19 protein-coding genes and 1 pseudogene are annotated in these 18,083 nt (G+C 44.6%); 14 read left to right on the forward strand and 6 right to left on the reverse strand.

Going from position 1 to position 18,083, the window contains the following annotated elements; genetic code table 11:
• Nucleotides 1–64 precede the first annotated feature (64 nt).
• The gene (locus VHA02S_RS12585) at nt 65–856 is read left to right on the forward strand and encodes a 2,3-dihydro-2,3-dihydroxybenzoate dehydrogenase (protein ID WP_038898586.1); all 792 of its coding nucleotides are present in this window, start codon (nt 65–67) and stop codon (nt 854–856) included.
• Nucleotides 857–880: 24 nt separating this feature from the next.
• On the opposite strand, the gene VHA02S_RS12590 is transcribed toward VHA02S_RS12585, so the two are convergent.
• The 6 genes and pseudogenes from VHA02S_RS12590 to VHA02S_RS12615 form a co-directional block, all read right to left on the reverse strand.
• Nucleotides 881–1,600, reverse strand: coding sequence for a transglycosylase SLT domain-containing protein (locus VHA02S_RS12590; RefSeq protein WP_017818981.1), 720 nt, complete (start codon nt 1,598–1,600; stop codon nt 881–883).
• A gap of 143 nt (nt 1,601–1,743) precedes the next feature.
• Complete coding sequence (locus tag VHA02S_RS12595) at nt 1,744–2,871, reverse strand: HNH endonuclease (protein WP_009696053.1); 1,128 nt, start codon at nt 2,869–2,871, stop codon at nt 1,744–1,746.
• Nucleotides 2,872–2,894: 23 nt separating this feature from the next.
• Nucleotides 2,895–3,476 (reverse strand): annotated as a pseudogene (locus VHA02S_RS12600) (class I SAM-dependent methyltransferase); the annotation flags it as partial.
• Between the two features lie 144 nt (nt 3,477–3,620).
• Nucleotides 3,621–4,865, reverse strand: a complete 1,245-nt coding sequence (locus tag VHA02S_RS12605; RefSeq protein ID WP_038898587.1) for an NAD(P)/FAD-dependent oxidoreductase — start codon at nt 4,863–4,865, stop codon at nt 3,621–3,623.
• A gap of 8 nt (nt 4,866–4,873) precedes the next feature.
• Nucleotides 4,874–5,941 (reverse strand): class I SAM-dependent methyltransferase, encoded by a 1,068-nt coding sequence (locus tag VHA02S_RS12610; protein WP_009696050.1) that lies wholly within the window; start codon nt 5,939–5,941, stop codon nt 4,874–4,876.
• 30 nt (nt 5,942–5,971) lie between these two features.
• Nucleotides 5,972–6,367, reverse strand: coding sequence for a hypothetical protein (locus tag VHA02S_RS12615; protein ID WP_005446495.1), 396 nt, complete (start codon nt 6,365–6,367; stop codon nt 5,972–5,974).
• A 75-nt stretch (nt 6,368–6,442) separates the two neighbouring features.
• Between VHA02S_RS12615 and VHA02S_RS12620 the strand changes: the two genes are divergently transcribed.
• The 13 genes from VHA02S_RS12620 to VHA02S_RS12680 are packed head-to-tail and all read left to right on the forward strand — an operon-like array spanning nt 6,443 to nt 18,076.
• Nucleotides 6,443–7,168, forward strand: a complete 726-nt coding sequence (locus tag VHA02S_RS12620) for a beta-ketoacyl synthase chain length factor (protein ID WP_009696049.1) — start codon at nt 6,443–6,445, stop codon at nt 7,166–7,168.
• Nucleotides 7,165–7,929: a lysophospholipid acyltransferase family protein gene (locus VHA02S_RS12625; protein WP_009696048.1), complete on the forward strand. Its 765-nt coding sequence runs from the start codon at nt 7,165–7,167 to the stop codon at nt 7,927–7,929. Before VHA02S_RS12620 ends, VHA02S_RS12625 begins: the two co-directional genes overlap by 4 nt.
• A gap of 16 nt (nt 7,930–7,945) precedes the next feature.
• Nucleotides 7,946–8,218 carry a phosphopantetheine-binding protein gene (locus VHA02S_RS12630; protein ID WP_009696047.1) on the forward strand — a complete coding sequence of 91 codons (273 nt, stop codon included), beginning with the start codon at nt 7,946–7,948 and terminating at the stop codon, nt 8,216–8,218.
• Nucleotides 8,219–8,233: 15 nt separating this feature from the next.
• The gene (locus tag VHA02S_RS12635; protein ID WP_005446488.1) at nt 8,234–8,491 is read left to right on the forward strand and encodes an acyl carrier protein; all 258 of its coding nucleotides are present in this window, start codon (nt 8,234–8,236) and stop codon (nt 8,489–8,491) included.
• Nucleotides 8,491–9,051: a COG4648 family protein gene (locus VHA02S_RS12640; protein ID WP_009700647.1), complete on the forward strand. Its 561-nt coding sequence runs from the start codon at nt 8,491–8,493 to the stop codon at nt 9,049–9,051. The genes VHA02S_RS12635 and VHA02S_RS12640 overlap by 1 nt, the downstream gene beginning before the upstream one ends.
• Before the next feature lie 5 nt (nt 9,052–9,056).
• Nucleotides 9,057–10,427 (forward strand): AMP-binding protein, encoded by a 1,371-nt coding sequence (locus VHA02S_RS12645; RefSeq protein ID WP_038898588.1) that lies wholly within the window; start codon nt 9,057–9,059, stop codon nt 10,425–10,427.
• Nucleotides 10,428–10,438: 11 nt separating this feature from the next.
• The gene (locus VHA02S_RS12650; protein ID WP_005446483.1) at nt 10,439–10,798 is read left to right on the forward strand and encodes an ApeI family dehydratase; all 360 of its coding nucleotides are present in this window, start codon (nt 10,439–10,441) and stop codon (nt 10,796–10,798) included.
• A gap of 1 nt (nt 10,799) precedes the next feature.
• Nucleotides 10,800–12,542: a glycosyltransferase family 2 protein gene (locus VHA02S_RS12655; protein ID WP_038898589.1), complete on the forward strand. Its 1,743-nt coding sequence runs from the start codon at nt 10,800–10,802 to the stop codon at nt 12,540–12,542.
• Nucleotides 12,526–14,079 (forward strand): HAL/PAL/TAL family ammonia-lyase, encoded by a 1,554-nt coding sequence (locus VHA02S_RS12660; protein ID WP_017188379.1) that lies wholly within the window; start codon nt 12,526–12,528, stop codon nt 14,077–14,079. Before VHA02S_RS12655 ends, VHA02S_RS12660 begins: the two co-directional genes overlap by 17 nt.
• Nucleotides 14,079–14,525, forward strand: coding sequence for an acyl-CoA thioesterase (locus VHA02S_RS12665; RefSeq protein WP_005446478.1), 447 nt, complete (start codon nt 14,079–14,081; stop codon nt 14,523–14,525). The genes VHA02S_RS12660 and VHA02S_RS12665 overlap by 1 nt, the downstream gene beginning before the upstream one ends.
• Nucleotides 14,525–15,154, forward strand: a complete 630-nt coding sequence (locus tag VHA02S_RS12670) for a LolA family protein (RefSeq protein ID WP_017818969.1) — start codon at nt 14,525–14,527, stop codon at nt 15,152–15,154. The genes VHA02S_RS12665 and VHA02S_RS12670 overlap by 1 nt, the downstream gene beginning before the upstream one ends.
• A complete protein-coding gene (locus VHA02S_RS12675) occupies nt 15,126–17,468 on the forward strand; it encodes an MMPL family transporter (RefSeq protein WP_050567810.1) in 2,343 nt (780 codons plus the stop codon). Before VHA02S_RS12670 ends, VHA02S_RS12675 begins: the two co-directional genes overlap by 29 nt.
• Nucleotides 17,465–18,076, forward strand: coding sequence for a DUF3261 domain-containing protein (locus VHA02S_RS12680; protein ID WP_038898590.1), 612 nt, complete (start codon nt 17,465–17,467; stop codon nt 18,074–18,076). Before VHA02S_RS12675 ends, VHA02S_RS12680 begins: the two co-directional genes overlap by 4 nt.
• The last annotated feature ends 7 nt before the right edge of the window (nt 18,077–18,083 follow it).

Here is an 18,083-nt window from a genome sequence, read left to right on the forward strand (position 1 = left end):
TAACAAAAATCATTATCATCTATCTAGTTTGAATATGATATTTACAGCACGAAGGGAGAGGGTTATGAATGAAAACAACACAGAATTCAAAAGTAAACTGTGCCTAGTGACTGGTGCAGGGCAAGGTATTGGGCTTGCCTGTGCCAAAAGCTTATTGGAACAAGGGGCTACTGTGATTGCCTGCGATATCACGCAAGCTCTGCTAGAGGAATTCAAACAATCTTTGCCAAAAAAACAGCAAGCTCGAACGTTGCTACTTCCCTTTGACTTAACCAACACCACAGCCGTTCAGTATGCGTGTCATTATCTTGCTCAAGACAAGCTCATTCCTGACTACGTGATTACATGCGCCGGTGCGCTACATCTTGGTTCTGTTCTGGAACTCCCTCCTGAAGCGCTCATTAAAACGTTAGACGTGAACCTAAAGGGAACCATGCTACTGACACAACAACTGGCGAAATTACTGGTTCAAAATAACAAAAAAGGCGCGATTGTTGCGGTAGGTTCGAACGCAGCAGACACCCCAAGAGTCAACATGTCGGCGTATTGTTCGTCTAAAGCGGGACTTCATATGTGGGTGCAATGTTTGGGGTTAGAACTCGCGGCATACGGCATTCGCTGTAACATTGTTAGCCCTGGGTCAACCAGAACACCGATGCAAGAACAAATGTGGAATGAGTCCTATGGAGAACGAGAAACGATTCAGGGTAACTTAGCGTCACACCGGATTGGTATTCCTTTGAACAAGATTGCAGAAACCAAAGACATAACCAATGCGATTGAATTTTTACTGAGTGAGAAAGCGGGTCACATTACCATGCACGATTTAAGAGTGGACGGCGGAGCAACTTTCTAGTTGCTCCAGATTTAAGAGAATGAGCTAACCTAAGAACTTAGGATGCAGTCCCTTTTCTAGCTTACGTCTCACTTTATATGACACATCGCCTAGTGTGATTTTCCCAGCGTTATTGCGGTCGATCCCTGCATTCTGGCGATAAGCAATTGATCCTTGTTTGAATAATACATGAGCAGCGGGTTTACCAATAGCCGCAGGATACAGGATCGCCATATACACATCCTCAAGAGAAGACAGGCGGTTTCGGTAAGGCATAAAATACGCTTTCACATAATCGAGTTGCTCTAACGCACTCATTTGAGCAAGCTTCTTTGTGCTCGTACCAAGAGCTTCCGCGGTTGATGGCATAAATTGAATCAAACCCGTCGCCCCACTCCCCGAGCCGTTTTTAATGCTGGGGCTGAATGTCTCTGCTGTTTCAAAAGCCATGCAAGCCATCAGATGATTTGGATCGATGTTGAGATCTCGGGAAATATCATTCACTTTACTTTTAAACTCAGGAGATACGCGACTCCCCCAAGCAAGAGCATCTACAGAAGGCGTCGAAAAGGGCACAGAAACATGACCTTTCTTGTAGAAAAATGAAGATGGAGAGAGGATTTTTAGAATTTTCTGATTCTTTTGAGTGTACGTATCAGAAAGGGGAAAAACCTTATCTTTCTTGTGTTTAAGCTGCTTAATTTTTGTCAACTTATACAATAACTTAGAAACCGTTTTCACGATAAAACCACATTTGGAAAACATGCTCCAAACTGTAATCCATTTCTCACTTATTTAACATCGTTATCAGTAATAACAAGCAAAAGTGTGAGATAGATCTTTTTAGCTTTCTGAGAGCGAACGAAGAAAGGACATAAATGCTGATTTCATCTTCATTCGTGTTCAATTTATAAACCTTTAAATATTACCCCTCTATGGTGACCTAAGTAACGCTTATGTCTATGATGCACCTGAAAGGACATGTCTTCTTGTAATCCAAGAACCTCGGGTTTCTCTAGATAACTTGAAATCAAAACCTTCCCACTATCATTGAATGATATGAATCCAAGATCGAATGCCTTATCGATATTTGGAATTAACAACAGCCCGTTAAATCTATCTAATCGCTCTTCGTTATCCGATTCACGCCAAGGCTTAATATGAGATGCCAATAGCAACTGCGTGTTCTTAAAACCCGTAACGGCACAACCCCCCCACATATCAATTAATTTTGACCTGAAGTGCCCCTGTCCCATTCTTGTATTAACTAAAATAGTCTTTTCCGTCGAGCTGAGCTGCTTATCGTTCATTACTTGTCGAATATCTGCATTAACATCTATCTGAGATAAGTCGACAAAAAAGTTTTCGTAGTGAGAAAGCGCAGCACTGTACATCCCTTTCCCCTTGATATCTCGAATTTTAAACTCAGGTAAACTTTGGGCTTTGAGCTTATAGTTCTTAAATTCACCGTATGATTTTACATCTGTAATTGGTTCTTGAATCTGTCCAGCATCCATAAGCCAGTTCGATATTGAACCACGAACTGCGCCCAAATAGTTTTTCGCTGTTTTCTCTGACTTACCTAGGTCAATCAACCAGCGATAAAACAAAGACGCTAAATCTGAAAGGTTTGAAACAAGAGCATCTTTCAATTCATTTGAAACGATATAGCTACTCATATAATCATAAAGCTCATCATCAAGATAAGCATAAGCAATCGCTTTTGACGAGTATCGTTTGGTAGATTCCGCTTGAAAACCATCATTGTAAGACAAGTGCCAAAATCCCTCACTTCTCAGAAAAAAGTAAGGATTTTCCGGTGTATCCCTATCATTCCCAGTAGCAAAGTTTGCTAAGTGATAAGTGAAACGCTCTTTGAGGACCTGGTTAAACTCTATTTTGTTGGAAGAGATATGTCCCGCCTGAATGAGCTCCATAACCGTGAGCAACATGCACACTTTATGAGGGCTCTTTTTCCCATTAGAGCTATTCATATTCAGGCTACGGAATTTATCTACATAATATTGAAGTGACACGGCTTGTTCTTCTTTCACTTTAAAATCACAACGGTTTGCCAATAAACATCATCCCTCTTGAGCTGATCTTTACTGTCAGAAACTTGTCTAACGATAAGCGCATTGTTCTTTGCCAACTGCTCTAACTCTTGAACAGAAACAGGATAAGCTTTGCGCCCATCAGTGAACTCTCCATGGCGAAGGCTTATGACCAATCGACCATTGGGCGCAAGCAGATTAGAGAGCTTACGGAAAGCACGTTCACGATGAGAAGTAGCAAGATGCATCCAAACCGCGCTCACTAACACAAGATCAAAGCGAAGCCCCAAGTTGGTGGTTTTCTCAAGTGCTGGCAAAGAATCTTCCAACCAAACGACAGAATCATCAGTTTCAGCTTTTCCTAGTTTTAACAGCGACGTTGCAGGTTCCAGCGCAATAACCTCGCAGCCTTTTTTGGCCATCCATTTAGCATCTCTTCCGGAGCCTGCGCCAACATCCAACACCCGATCACCAACAAGAGGCCAAAAAGCCTGCCAACTTGTATGCACTTGCTCAAAAGTTGTTGAATCATATTGCTCTGCTAATGAGCCAGCATTCTGATTATAAAAATGAAAAGTCGAAGACATGGTTGGGCTGCTGTTATTAAACTCATTAAATCATAAGGTTAAACGAAGACAGACGCCATCATGAGTGTTTAAAAATTTAGGTTCAACCGACGAAAAAGCCCCGCGATTTTTTGCGGGGCTTCGGTATTAAAAAGAGTGGGAGGATTACATCACCTCATCTCTCACTAGCTCAGCTAGGGTCGCTAAGCGTTGTTCACTCTGTTTTACGTATGGGTTGGCTTCATCCCATGCGTAACCCGCAAGAATCGCGCTGATCATCTGTTTGATACGTGGATTGGGGTTTTGGTAGAAGATAACATCTTGCAACATGCCGTTGTACCAACCTTCCACGTAAGTACGGAAAGTATTGACGCCCACCATTAGGCGATCAGCATAATCAGATTGCCAATCGACCGTTTCACCATTTAGCTGGCGTTCAATGCAGTCTGCTGCAAATTGTGCTGACTTCATGGCAATAGTCACGCCTGAAGAAAAGACAGGGTCAAGAAACTCACCAGCATTACCAAGCAACGCGTAGTGTGGTGTCGCTAAGTGTTTTACGTTCGCTGAATAGCCACCCAGCTCACCAGCAGGATTTGGGTACTGAGCTTGGTTAAGGAGCTGCGCAAGCCCTGGTTCTTCACTTGCTAACTGCTTAAGAGCGACAATCTTATCCTCGGGATAGTTTTCAAAGAACGTCGGTTCGCCAACCACACCAAATGAGCAAGTACCATTTGAGAACGGGATCAACCAATACCACACATCATGATTTTCAGGATGCACAGAGATCAGGATCTTGTTGCGATCGTATTCAATCCCTTCTGCCGTAATGTTGTCTTCAATGTGCGTAAAAATTGCTTTTCTTGGTGGCAGGCATGAAGGCTCTTCTAGCGCGAGCAAACGAGGAAGAACGCGACCAAAACCACTAGCGTCTAGCACGTAATCGGCTTCAATTTGGTAAGCTTGTTTGTCAGCGTCAAGCACATTAAGAATCGACTTGGCACCTTCAAAGTCGATGCTTGTCAGTTCGTGTTGGTAACGAATTTCAACACCTTGCTCCACTGCACTGTCTGCCAGTACTTTATCGAAGTTACCGCGTTGAACTTGGTAAGTGGTACCCGGTCCTGCAGTGAATTTGTCGGTGAAATCAAATTGGGTATAAACGCCATTGCGACGAAACGCAGCACCATCTTTGTACTGGAATCCATATTGGTTCACCGCTTCCAACATACCGGCTTGCTCTACCACTTCCATGCAGGCAGGAAGAAGGCTTTCACCGATCGAAAAACGTGGGAACAACGCTTTCTCAATCACAACGACATTAATTCCGCGCATATTGAGCAATGCGGAAACGGTAGAACCTGACGGCCCTGCACCAACGACGACGACTTGCTTTTGTTCTTTTATCATTCTGCTTTCTAGTTTGCTTGTAGTTTTAATAATGTATGACCGAGACCAATGTTGTCGGTTCTTTCTGTCACGACTAAGCCTGCCGCTTCAACAATTTCCAGGAAATCATCGCTGCGGTAGAAACGACTGTTGCCGTTTGCTAAACAGGTAAAGTAAAGCGAGGTCGCATTCAAGCTATAAGAAGCTCCCGCGTATTTTTGTGCATCCCAGAACAGTTCTAAGATATACACCGTATCGCCTTCTCGAAGCTGCGCTTTCACTTTCTTAAGAATATTGAGAATTTCGATTGGTGAGAAGCAATCAAGGAATTGACTCATCCACCAGATATCAGCGTGCTCAGGTAACACTTGAGCTTTATCCAGCATGTTGGCTGGGAATGGAGTGATGCGCTCACTCAGTTGATTTTCCTTGGCATTTGCCATTGCAACTTCTAGCTGCTGAGGAAGATCAACAATCGTAATATTAACATCTTGATCGTGGTTACAGCACTGCATTGCCCACTTACCAGTATTGCCACCAATGTCCACAATGTGACTTGGTTTATTAGCAAATACTTCTTTAAGTAATAGTGGGAAAGAGCGATCAGAGTAAAAGTGGTCAAACTTGAACCAGCTTTGTTTCGCTTGTTCTGGCAATGTTGATAACCCTTGGTAAATGGTTTCCCAATCACCAAGTTCTTTAAGACCTGACGGCTTGCCTTCTTTGATCGCATCCGTTAGGTGCATCATAGCGGCGTAACAAACATCGGCAGTGAAATCCATGTTTGCTTGCGTCATGCCATCATAAAGTAAGTAAAAGCCTAGGTTAGCCAAGGAATAGTTAGGTTTTTCCCACAAAACAATGTGCGCACTAATGGCCATATCCAACAATACTTTCACGCCGTATTCAGACACACCCGTTTTTTCTGCAATTTCTACAGCGTTCATACCCTTTGAGCCTGCACTGTCGAGCGCGGCTAAGATACCAAGTTCTCTTAATGTTCTCGCAGTGTGGAAAACAATAGGGGCAAAAGATAATTTTTGAGCTTCTGTTTTAGCTTCAAAAGCGTTGAAAGGATCAATATTTTGATTTAACACGAAAAAACCTAACTTCAATTAATATAATTATTACTGGGACTCTGCGCCTAAAAGTGCAAGCGCGCGTTGAATATCAACATTTAAGTTGTTCACCCAACGGTTGTAATTACGATGGATTTTGCCATCACTTGCTTTTAGATTTACTGAGTTGAGATAAATAATTGAATAATATTTGTTGCTATATGGAATTTTTACTTCCGCAAAGTGACTACGAACGTTGATTTTTGCAATTAATACACCTGGGCTTGTTTCTTCAATCGTCCAACCGCGATTAGTTGCTGATTGAACAATCGCCGCTTTTACTTGTTTATTTTGAAGATCATAAGCAACTGGAGTATCCTCCACATTCAATACAGGTTGCACTCGACCACAACCGACAAGAAGCAAAGTTAATAGCACTGATATAAACAGCTTTAAACGTGACATGATAATTTCCTTTATTATGGTTTCTGCTGAAGCTTAAATTGTATCGAGCGGTAAAATAAAGCAATTTAATCAAATATGCCAAACTCCAAGATCAAAATTTCGTTTAATATCGACGCTTGGTCAGCTAACTCTCAAGGGCTTAGTCAAGTCGATGAGTGGAAACAATGGACCTCTACCGGTCAGTGGCCAGAAGAAGGCAAACTGAACGTATCTGATATCCCACCTATGATGCGCAGACGTATGAGCCAACTGAGTAAGCTAGCGGTTCAAACGGCGATTGAGTTGCTCAAGCAGCACGATGTTGACTACCTTGTTTTCTCTAGCCGTCATGGTGAACTTCATCGCAGTGTGGCGTTGGTAGAAGACATCCTCAAGGGTGAAGAAGCTTCGCCAATGGCATTCTCTCAGTCTGTGCATAATACCGCAGCGGGGCTTGCGACCATCGCAACTAAACAGCCGATCCCTCTCACCTCTATCGCAGCTGCTGAAAATACCTTCCAAAGCGCGTTAATCGAAGCGTGGCTATTCCTGTATGACAACCCTGACAAGAAAGTTCTGATTGTCGATTTTGATGAGCCACTCCCAGAGTCATATTCTGAGTTTGAAACGCACGCTTACCATGGATATGGTTTAGGTCTGGTGCTTTCTCATGGCGATACTTTTAGCGTTCAAGCAACAACCGAGAAAACAGACGAAGATGCCTTTCCGCAAGGGCTTGGCTTTATTCAGCACTTTTTATCATCAGCAAACAATTGGACGATTCATTCGCCTCAACAATCATGGGAATGGCGTCGTCAATGAGAATGTTGAATCAATATTGGCGAGTATTCGCGACAGGATTTTGTTTCTCGGTTTTTGGTTTAGGTGGCTTGGCACTCAGCTTTATCGTCATTCCACTTATTCACCTAACTACATCGGATATAAAACAGAGAGAATATAAAGTTCAAGGGGCGATTCAATATTCTTTCAACACTTTTTGTAATTTGATGAAGCTTTGCGGCGCAATTGATTACCAAATCATTGGTGCCGACATTCTTGAACAAGATAAAAACTGTCTCATAGTTGCGAACCACCCAAGTTTAATTGATTACGTTTTGATCGCATCCCAATTAAAGCGCTGCGACTGTTTAGTTAAATCCGCAATTTGGGCAAACCCATTTATGAAGCATATTGTTAAGGCTGCAGGTTATATACCCAACGAAGCACCTGATGATTTATTAGCAATGTGTGAAGAAAGATTTGACGATGGTAACGTTTTGCTTATTTTTCCTGAAGGCACAAGAACCACTCCAGGTGTAAAATCGAAATTACAAAGAGGCGCTGCGCAAATAGCGGTTAGAACCGAGCGAGATTTGCGTGTCGTACATATTACGGTCACGCCAAGCTTCCTGACAAAAGAGAAAAAATGGTATCAAGTTCCAAAGACAAAACCATTTTTCAAGGTTGAAGTTAAGGATAAAGTTGAGATTGAGCCTTTTATAAAGCAAACTACGTCCCCAACGATAGCGGCTCGTCGCTTACAACAGCATTTGGCTGAAACTATATTTCCAGAAAATTCGTAATTATAAGCAGGTCCCAGTGGAACAATTACACAACGATATCAAGCAACTTATTATTGACGCTCTAAACCTAGAAGATTTAACCGTCGACGATATTGAAACAGAAGCGCCACTTTTTGGTGATGGTCTTGGCTTGGATTCTATCGATGCTCTTGAACTTGGATTAGCAATTAAAAAGCAATACAACATTGTCATTGATGCAGACGATTCGAACACTCGTGAGCACTTCGCTTCTGTAGCTAACCTTGCGAAGTACATTTCTTCTCAAACCTCTTCTCAAGATAATGAATAGTTTTTAGGTATATTCATGACAGACGTAAATAAAGATCAAGTATTTGAACAAGTTAAAGATGCGCTTGTGGAGCTATTCGAAATTGAAGCTGAAGACATTCAGCCAGAAGCCCATCTTTACACCGATCTAGACCTAGACAGCATTGATGCCGTAGACCTTGTTGTACACCTACAAAATGTCACTGGCAAAAAGATCAAACCAGCGGAATTCAGCACAGTTCGTACTGTCGATGACGTGGTTAATGCAGTAACTGAACTTCTCAAGGAAAGTTAATGCGCCAATTGCTGACGGTTTTGTCTGCAATTGTATTATTTGCCTACCCCTTCGCGGTTTACTTCGGTATCGACCGATTTGGTTTAAATCTGGTTGGTGGCTTATTGGTTGCAGCGTTGCTTTTGCGGTTACTCGCTGCAAACAAAACACCACTCAAAGAGTTTAAGTTCCTTGCGATCACCACGGGCGTTGTGGGTATTGTCTTAGTCACCTTAGGTGTTGTTTTTAAGCAGCACGGGTGGCTAAAGTTCTACCCTGTTGTCGTCAACCTTTGCATGCTTGGCGTGTTCTCACTGAGCTTGAAGCAACCGCAAACCATCATCGAGAGACTGGCTCGCCTTCAAGAGCCTGAACTTCCTCAAAGTGGCGTGATCTACACACGAAAAGTTACGATCGTGTGGTGTGGATTCTTTATCTTGAATGCATCGGTAGCACTGTATACCTGTTTTCAACCTATCGAAATCTGGACGCTGTACAACGGCTTAATCAGTTATTTACTCGCTGGTAGCTTGTTCGCTGGTGAATGGATAGTGCGTCAATTTGTACGAAAGGAACATTAAATCGTATGAACACAAGTTCGTTAAACTTCTCCTCTATTGCGACCTTAATGACAACCAATAGAGAGGCACAATCCACGATTGCGTATGACAGAAACCAAACCATGACGTGGGAGTCTTTTCAGCATAACGTCGCCAGTTTGCGAGCAACGTTAGAAGCGCTTGATGCCCAACGAATCGCGCTCTGTTTTGGCAACAGCTACCTTTTTGCGCTCAGTTTCTTTGCTTGTTGTCATGCTGGAAAATCCATCGTCCTTCCCGGCAATTACCAACCTGAAGCTTTAAAAGAGCTCGACGAGCACTTCGATCTTGTATTGCACGACACTGAAGTGATGATTCCGACAGGGCTCTCAGCTTTGCACGTGAATACAAGTTTCGATTCTCTCATTTGTGAATGGCAAGCCTTGCCACTTGCGAATATCAACGTCACGCTGTTTACCTCAGGTTCAAGCGGTAAACCAAAAGCGATCAGAAAAACACTCAAACAACTGGATGTGGAAGTCGCCATTCTTGACGGCTTATGGGGAGACAAACTGGAAGGTTCTCATATCGAGAGCACGGTATCTCACCAACATATCTACGGGTTGCTATTCCGCGTTCTCTGGCCATTGTGCTCTGGGCGCCCTTTTGCCGCTCATAACTTAGAATTTCCAGAGCAGATTGTGCATTTTGCCTCTACTGAGACAACATTGATCAGTAGCCCTGCATTACTTAAACGCCTGACAGAAGAGCATCAACCATCGGCGTTACGCTGCGTTTTTTCTTCTGGAGGTCCTTTAGCTAATGATGCTGCCAATCACAGCCAGCAATTGTTTGGTGATTACCCATTAGAGGTCTTCGGAAGTACCGAAACGGGTGGTATCGCTTATCGACAGCAACTATCTGCTACCCAACCTTGGACTCTTTTCCCCGGTGTTGAAGCCGCTCTAAATCATGAAAACTGTTTAAAGCTTCGCTCCCCCCACATTGATGAAAACTCGTGGTATCAAACTGCAGATGAATGCTATTTCCATGATAGTATTTCCTTCGAACTACGCGGTCGCACCGACAGAATCGTCAAAGTTGAAGAAAAGCGCGTTTCGTTGGTCGAAGTCGAGAAGCGTTTAGAGCAATTGCCGTGGGTAAAAGAAAGTGCCGTCATCCCGATGGAAGATGCCGGTCGGCTGTCTCTATTTGCAGTGATAGTCTTGACCAACGAAGGCGATCAAACACTGCAAGAACTCGGGAAAGGTAAGTTCTGGTTAGCGCTAAGAAAAGCCTTGCGTAGCTGGTTAGAGCCGATTGCTATTCCAAGAAAATTCCGCGTTTTAGACGAGATTCCGCTCAATAGCCAAGGCAAGCGCCAGATCGCTGAAATAGAAAAACTGTTCCAAGAATAAAAGAACTCATCATGGACAAAAGAAAACCAACGCTCAAACAGGTTGATATCGACAATCACATCGCGACGATTGAAATGCGTGTCGATGCCGACATCTTGGATTTCCAAGGTCACTTTACCCATTTCCCATTGTTGCCAGGCGTAACACAAATCGATTGGGCGCTGTTTTATGCGGTCGAATACTTGAACACACCAACACTGTTCAAAGGCATGGAAGTCATCAAATTCCAAGAACCTATCCTACCGGACATGTGCGTTAGCCTCACGCTTTCCTGGGATGCAGAGCGTGAAAAACTGGCATTTAAGTATACGTCGATCTCGGGCGAACAAACCGTAGTTCATTCTTCAGGCAAAATGAAGCTAGGGAATTAACGTGACAAGCGCAAGCAACGAGAACCAATACCACCCTTGTTTTCTTATTCCATGCTACAACCATGGCAGCACGATTGCGGCTGTAGTTGAGTCGTTGTCTGTTTTTTCCCTGCCAGTTTTAGTCGTTGATGACGGCAGTAATGAAGAGACAAAACGTGCTCTAGATGCTTTAGCAAATGAAGAGAAAATCACCTTGATTCGCCTTTCAGAAAACCAAGGTAAAGGTGGCGCAGTAATGGCTGGTATTAAGCAAGCGCAGCTACAAGGGTTCTCTCATGCAATTCAGATAGATGCCGATGGGCAACACGACCTTGAGGCTGTGCCAACGTTATTGCAGGCTTCGCAGGCTAACCCAAACAGACTAATTTCTGGACAACCGGTTTACGACGAAAGCGTACCTAAATCACGTCTCTACGGACGATACGCGACCCATGTTTGGGTGTGGATTGAGACGCTATCGCTTTCTATCAAAGACAGCATGTGTGGCTTTCGAGCTTACCCTCTTACCCAAACTGTGGACGTGCTCCACAAGTACGACATTGGTAAGCGCATGGACTTCGACATTGAGATCTTAGTTCGTATGTATTGGGAAGGCACCGATATTGATTTCGTACCAACACGCGTGATTTACCCTGAAGGTGGCATTTCTCATTTTGATGCACTTTGGGACAACGTAAAAATCAGTTGGATGCACACACGTTTGTTCTTTGGCATGTTGCCTCGCATCCCTTCATTGCTGGCTCGTAAGCACAAGCGTGCAAACGAATCCAAGCAAGCAACATCTCGCGACGCTCATTGGTCAAAGCGAAAAGAACAAGGCACCGTGTTGGGGATCAAAACCCTATTAGCCGTTTATCGAGTATTTGGGCGCAAAGTTTTTGACCTCATTTTGAAGCTCGTAATGCGTTACTACCACCTAACAGGTAAGTCTGCTCGACAAGCTTCTGAGATCTACTTAGATCAATTGCAACAACACGCGAAACAACAGAACATCACCCTACCTCAACCTTTGGACAGCTATCAGCACCTGCTGTCATTTGGGCGAACCATGCTTGATAAGTTGGCAGCTTGGCAAGGTGATTTCAGTGTGGACAATCTTACCATTCATGGTCAACACCACTTCGAAGAGATGGCTGAAAAACAACAAGGCGTGGTCATTCTTGGTTCCCACCTTGGTAACATCGAATTGTGTAGAGCGCTTGGTCGCCGACATTCACACGTGAAAATCAATGCATTGGTGTTCACCGAGCACGCCGAGCAATTTAATGCCGTGATGAAGGCCGTCAACCCAAGCTCCGAGCTTAACCTTATCCAAGTGAGTTCGATGGGACCTGATACCGCCATTTTGCTTCAACAAAAAATAGAGCAAGGCGAATGGGTGGTGATTGTTGGCGATCGCACTTCCACCAGCGTTGAAAGCCGCGTCGTTTGGGCGGACTTTTTAGGCAAGCCAGCTCCCTTCCCACAGGGACCATTTATGTTGGCTTCAGTGTTGAAAGCTCCAGTTTATCTGCTGTTTGGTCTACGAGACGATAACGCCGAAACGCCGCACTTTAACGTATATTTTGAACATTTTAGTGATCAAATCGTCTTACCACGTAAGAGTCGCCAAGAAGCGCTGGACAACGTGGTGCAGCAATATGCGCAACGATTAGAACATCACACACTGCAAGCTCCATTGCAGTGGTACAACTTTTTTAATTTCTGGACTTTAAGTAATCAGCAACATGACAATGAACAATAATCAAAGCATCACCTTTGGTGCAGAACGCCTTTCGATTGAAGATGTCGTCGCGATTGCACACGGTGCAAAAGCAAACATGAATGCGTCACCGGAATTCACATCGAAGATTGATCGCGGCGTGGCATTCCTAGAAAAATTACTTAAAGAAGAAGGCGTAATTTACGGCGTAACCACTGGGTATGGCGACTCTTGCACTGTTGCAATCCCACCAGCATTGGTCGATGAATTACCCCTTCACCTCACTCGCTTTCATGGTTGTGGTTTAGGCGAGATCTTGTCTCATGAGCAAGCAAGAGCCGTGCTGGCAACTCGCCTATGTTCTCTATCACAAGGGGTTTCTGGTGTTTCGCATGATCTATTGAACCAAATCGTCAACCTGATCAACCACGACATTGCACCACGCATCCCACAGGAAGGCTCAGTTGGCGCTAGTGGCGACTTAACACCACTGTCTTACCTTGCTGCGGCGCTTATTGGTGAGCGCGATGTGCTTTACAAAGGTGAAGTACGCCCAACTCTTGATGTATTTACTGAACTTGGCATTACTCCAATTACGCTCAAACCAAAAGAAGGTTTGGCGCTGATGAATGGCACATCCGTGATGACTGCTCTGGCGTGTATTGCTTACAAACGCGCAGAATACCTTGCTCAGTTGTGCACTAAGATCACGGCGATGGTATCGGTAGGTATGCAGGGCAATGATTTCCACTTTGATGAAGCCCTCTTCGCAGTGAAACCTCATCCGGGTCAACAACAAGTTGCGGCATGGCTACGTAACGACCTTAAAGCGGAACGCCCACCACGCAACAGTGACCGCCTGCAGGATCGTTACTCTCTGCGTTGTGCTCCACACGTGATCGGCATGGTTCAAGATTCTCTTCCTTGGTTGCGTCAATTGATCGAGAACGAGCTTAACAGCGCAAACGACAACCCAATCATCGATGGCGACAACGAACGCGTACTGCATGGTGGACACTTCTACGGCGGTCATATTGCAATGGCGATGGACACACTGAAAACAAACATCGCGAACCTAGCGGATCTACTGGATCGTCAGATGGCTCAGTTAATGGACTACAAGTTCAACAATGGTCTGCCATTCAACCTGACGGGTGCGGAAGGCGAACGTAAGCCAATCAACCATGGCTTTAAAGCGGTGCAAATTGGTATTTCAGCTTGGACAGCAGAAGCGCTAAAACACACCATGCCTGCAAGCGTGTTCTCACGCTCAACAGAGTGTCACAACCAAGACAAAGTGAGCATGGGTACGATTGCAGCTCGCGACTGTATGCGCGTTCTTGAGCTGACAGAACAAGTCGCAGCGGCATCTTTGCTGGCGAGTGTTCAAGCGGTAGAGATTCGTCGCCGCCATAATGAGCTAGACGAACACCACATGAGCAGTAACTTGAAGATGATTCGCGATGCGGTACTGGAAGAGTTCGAGTTTGTTGTCGAAGACCGTCCACTAGAGCACGATCTACGTAACTTCATAGCTAAAATCCAACAACGTCACTGGTTGTTGTACGCGGAGGCGTAATGCAAGAACAAGTCCTTTACCCGCTAGAAACTGAGGTGACAATGGTCACCTCATTTCAGGATGCTGATCCGATGGGCGTCATCTATCACGGTAACTTCTTTCGTTACTTCGAAGAAGCACGCCGAGTGCTAATGGAGAAGATTGAGTACAGCTACCGTGATATGCAAGCGTCGGGCTACATGTGGCCAATCATCGACACCCGCGTGAAGTATGTAAAGGCAATCCCATTCAACCATGAAATTCGCATTACCGCGACGCTCACTGAGTGGGAAAACCGCTTGCGCGTAGACTACGTGATTTATGATGCCAAAACCGATCAGCGCATGTGTAAAGCTCATACCACACAAGTGGCAGTTTCTATCGAAAAACAAGAAATGTGCTTTGTTTCTCCTGCCGCTTTTCTAGATAAAGTAGAGCAGTGGCATAAGTGTGGGAGCTTATCTTAATGCGCAAATCCTTGTTCTCTTTATTTGTGTCTATGGCTCTGCTCGTATCATTCTCGACTCCGAGCTGGGCAAAAGTGGTGGATCTCGACTCGTTGCAGGCACAGTTGTCACAAAACGAAGTAGTCCGCGGCGATTTTAAACAAAGCCGTCACCTAGAGATGTTTAATCAACCGCTTACTTCAACAGGCATTTTTACTCTCAGCAAATCGCACGGTTTACTTTGGCAACAGCAGATCCCATTTGCCGTAAACTTGGTTTTAACTCAAGACAAGTTACGCCAGACCTTTGCTAACCAAGCGCCAAAAACCATCACCGCACAAGAAAACCCAATGGCATTCTATTTTAGCCATGTATTTCTATCAGTTTTCCATGGTGATACCGCAGCATTGAAAGAACAGTTTACACTGGACTTTTCTGCTCAAGATAGTGGTCAATGGCAATTGGTTCTCACTCCAAAACGAGCGCCACTTAACGCGGTGTTTAAAGCCATCACGCTCTCTGGTAACACTCATATTGACCAATTAATGCTAGAAGAACTGCGCGGAGACAAAACAGAGATTGAGTTTACTCAACAAGCGTCTTTGCCAAAGGAATTAACGGATGCAGAAAAGGCTCAATTTGATTTCTAAATTCCGTCTAGGTTCATACGCATTGGCTTGGCTTTGGTTAAGCTTAGTTGTGATCGCAAGCGCTCTGCTATTAAAACAATGGGTGGGGAGCGAACACTCGCCGATTGAAACCAACATCCTAAAACTGCTGCCTGAAAATCAGCAAAATCCAATCGCAGAGCAAGCGTTTGAAGCAGTCTCCACCAGTATGAGTGATCAAGTCATCTTTGTACTGACCGCTGCCGACAAAACACAATTGCTAAAAGCCGCTGGCGCATTTGAAAAAGGGTTAAGAGAAACCCAACAGTTTACCAACGTCGTCGGGAAAATATCACCTGACGCTCAACAAGCTTGGGCAAGCTACTACTTCAATCATCGTTTCCAGCAACTGACTCAAGCACAACGAGAGCGACTAAGCCAAGACCCACAAGCTCAAGTGCAATATGTGGTTCAATCCCTTTACAACCCGTTTTCGGGCGTAACAGGTCAAGAGCTACAAAACGATCCGTTCTTACTGTTTCGTGATTACTTAAGCCAAGTCACGCAGCAAACATCAGCGTTTAGACTCGATAATGGCTACTTGTCTGCCGAAAAAGATGGTCAACAATACCTCTTAATCACTGCGACACTCAGTGGTTCTCCATACGCTCTCTCGACTCAAAGTGTCGTCCCAAAAATCGAACAGCTAGAGCAATCCATCGCCGCACAGTTTGGTGCTAAAACCGCGCATACCGGCGTACTGTTTTACGCAGACTTTGGCACTCAGAGTGCGAAATCAGAAATCAGCACTATTGGCGTGTTCTCTTTATTGGGCATCGTCGTGTTGTTCTTGGTTGTGTTCCGAAGTTTAATGCCGCTCTCTTTAGCGCTGTTATCCATTTCGGTTGGTTTGCTGATTGCTCTTAGCGTCACCACTTGGGTATTTGGCAAAGTCCATCTATTCAGTTTGGTCTTCGGTGCAAGCTTGATTGGCGTTTCAATAGACTACGCCTTCCATTATCTGACGGAACGTTTATCTGAAGGCAGCCAGTGGGACAGTCGAAAAGGTCTCAAACATATTTTTGCTGCCATCACTTTAGGTCTTATCACCAGCTTGATTGGCTATTTAGGCATGTTGATTGCGCCTTTCCCAGGCTTGCAGCAACTTGCCCTCTTCTCCTCTATCGGACTGATTGCCGCTTACGCAACCGTAGTGGCTTGGTACCCGATTCTCGCAGTGAAACCTTCTCGCAATGCGGTGAAAGTACCGGGTCATCGGTTGTTGTCTGCATGGTTATCTGTGTGGCAACGTCCTAGCGTGAAAGTTGGGCTGCCGCTTACCTGTCTTATCATCAGTGGCTATTTTCTCACTCAGTTGAAGTACGACGATGACATTCGCCAATTGCAAGCCATGCCAGAAACGCTAAAGCAGCAAGAGGCTTTGATTACAAAAGTCAGTGGAATGCAGGCTTCTCAACAAATGCTTGTGGTCACCACCGACACGGATCAATCTCTGCTTCAACGACTAGAGCAACTTGACCCCACGCTACAGCAATGGCAACAAACCAACATCATTGAAGGCTATCAAAGTTTGAGTAAGTATCTGGGCTCAATCGAACGCCAACAAAGTGATTTTGCTCTGATAGCAAATCTGTACCAAACGCAAGCTTCTGCTTTAGCATCAGGCTTACAACTGGCACACAAGCCAAAACTGACAAACACCCTTGTGCCAGTCAGTTTGCCAGACTATCTAAACAATCCGGTGTCCGAACCAATTCGCTTCCTCTACTTGGGAGAAATCGAAGGTCAATCGGCAGCGGTCATCACGTTAAACAAGTTGAACGACCCAGAAATTGTAAAAGCATTTGCGCAGTCTCAATCAGATATCAGTTACTTAAACAAAGCCGAAGAGATCTCGACGTTATTTGGCGAGTACCGCATTAAAATCATGGAGCTGTTATTTGCTGCTGCCGCGATTATTTTTGCCGTTCTAGTCAAACGCTACGGCTTTCACCACGGTTGGCGTATTTTACTCCCTTCAGCAATTGCTTGTATTGGAGGTCTCGCTGCCGCGGTTGCTGCTGGCTCGACACTCAACTTATTTAACTTGTTAGGCTTGATCCTGATCTTGGGAATCGGTATCGACTACACCCTATTTTTTGCTGAGAAAGCACGCAGTTTGAGCACTCTTCTCGCGATTACGCTCTCTGCCATCACAACGGTATTGTCTTTTGGGTTACTCTCTCTCAGTCAAACCCATGCGATTCATAGCTTTGGTGTGACCGTTTTAAGTGGCATTTTCATCGCTTGGTTACTCTCGCCGATTGCTATTATGACTAAGGAAAAATCACAATGAGCACTTCCACGGCTGTGCGTATTTTCATCACAATGATTTTTGTAACTTTGCTCAGTGCTTGCAGCTTAGTACCCAAACAATCAACGCCTAGCGTCGAAATAGAAAAAGGCGTCTCTGTCGCGCTCCCTGCCCCGAACGATCTCGGTTATCACCTCACAGCAAGCCAGTTGATTACTGCGACTTGGACCGCAGAAGGAAAAGAGAGACAAGAACAACTGCCAGTGCAATTACAAGTGAACAGCAACGATGTCACACTAGCCGGCTTTTCCTCTTGGGGTACCCGAATTTTATCCCTCAACTACAATGGTGAGCAGATAAATACAGAAGTTTTAGCCGGTCTCGATGGCACGTTGCCAGAACCGGAGCAAGTACTATTCAACCTAATGATCACGCTGTGGCCGAGTTCTGCTTGGGAAGCGCCGCTAAATAAGGTAAGGTGGCGAATGATTGATGATGAATATTCTAGAGCCGTGTTTAATAGCGACGGTGAAAAGATCATAGACATCCGCTATGAGAATCGCGACAAACTGAAAGGTAAGATTAGCTTTAATCACCTTCAACATCCGTTTTCGATTTCTATTCAAACACTGCAGTATCAATTAAATTAAGAACGAT

Source organism: Vibrio harveyi NBRC 15634 = ATCC 14126 = KCTC 12724, assembly GCF_001591145.1.
GTDB classification, from domain to species: domain Bacteria; phylum Pseudomonadota; class Gammaproteobacteria; order Enterobacterales; family Vibrionaceae; genus Vibrio; species Vibrio harveyi.

Coding starts and splice junctions, on each gene's coding strand:
- VHA02S_RS12635 (WP_005446488.1), top strand. CDS start 8,234: ATGACAGACGTAAATAAAGATCAAGTATTTGAACAAGTTAAAGATGCG.
- VHA02S_RS12645 (WP_038898588.1), top strand. CDS start 9,057: ATGAACACAAGTTCGTTAAACTTCTCCTCTATTGCGACCTTAATGACA.
- VHA02S_RS12665 (WP_005446478.1), top strand. CDS start 14,079: ATGCAAGAACAAGTCCTTTACCCGCTAGAAACTGAGGTGACAATGGTC.
- VHA02S_RS12640 (WP_009700647.1), top strand. CDS start 8,491: ATGCGCCAATTGCTGACGGTTTTGTCTGCAATTGTATTATTTGCCTAC.
- VHA02S_RS12650 (WP_005446483.1), top strand. CDS start 10,439: ATGGACAAAAGAAAACCAACGCTCAAACAGGTTGATATCGACAATCAC.
- VHA02S_RS12590 (WP_017818981.1), bottom strand. CDS start 1,600: ATGTTTTCCAAATGTGGTTTTATCGTGAAAACGGTTTCTAAGTTATTG.
- VHA02S_RS12660 (WP_017188379.1), top strand. CDS start 12,526: ATGACAATGAACAATAATCAAAGCATCACCTTTGGTGCAGAACGCCTT.
- VHA02S_RS12625 (WP_009696048.1), top strand. CDS start 7,165: ATGAGAATGTTGAATCAATATTGGCGAGTATTCGCGACAGGATTTTGT.
- VHA02S_RS12605 (WP_038898587.1), bottom strand. CDS start 4,865: ATGATAAAAGAACAAAAGCAAGTCGTCGTCGTTGGTGCAGGGCCGTCA.
- VHA02S_RS12620 (WP_009696049.1), top strand. CDS start 6,443: ATGCCAAACTCCAAGATCAAAATTTCGTTTAATATCGACGCTTGGTCA.
- VHA02S_RS12615 (WP_005446495.1), bottom strand. CDS start 6,367: ATGTCACGTTTAAAGCTGTTTATATCAGTGCTATTAACTTTGCTTCTT.
- VHA02S_RS12680 (WP_038898590.1), top strand. CDS start 17,465: ATGAGCACTTCCACGGCTGTGCGTATTTTCATCACAATGATTTTTGTA.
- VHA02S_RS12670 (WP_017818969.1), top strand. CDS start 14,525: ATGCGCAAATCCTTGTTCTCTTTATTTGTGTCTATGGCTCTGCTCGTA.
- VHA02S_RS12585 (WP_038898586.1), top strand. CDS start 65: ATGAATGAAAACAACACAGAATTCAAAAGTAAACTGTGCCTAGTGACT.
- VHA02S_RS12675 (WP_050567810.1), top strand. CDS start 15,126: ATGCAGAAAAGGCTCAATTTGATTTCTAAATTCCGTCTAGGTTCATAC.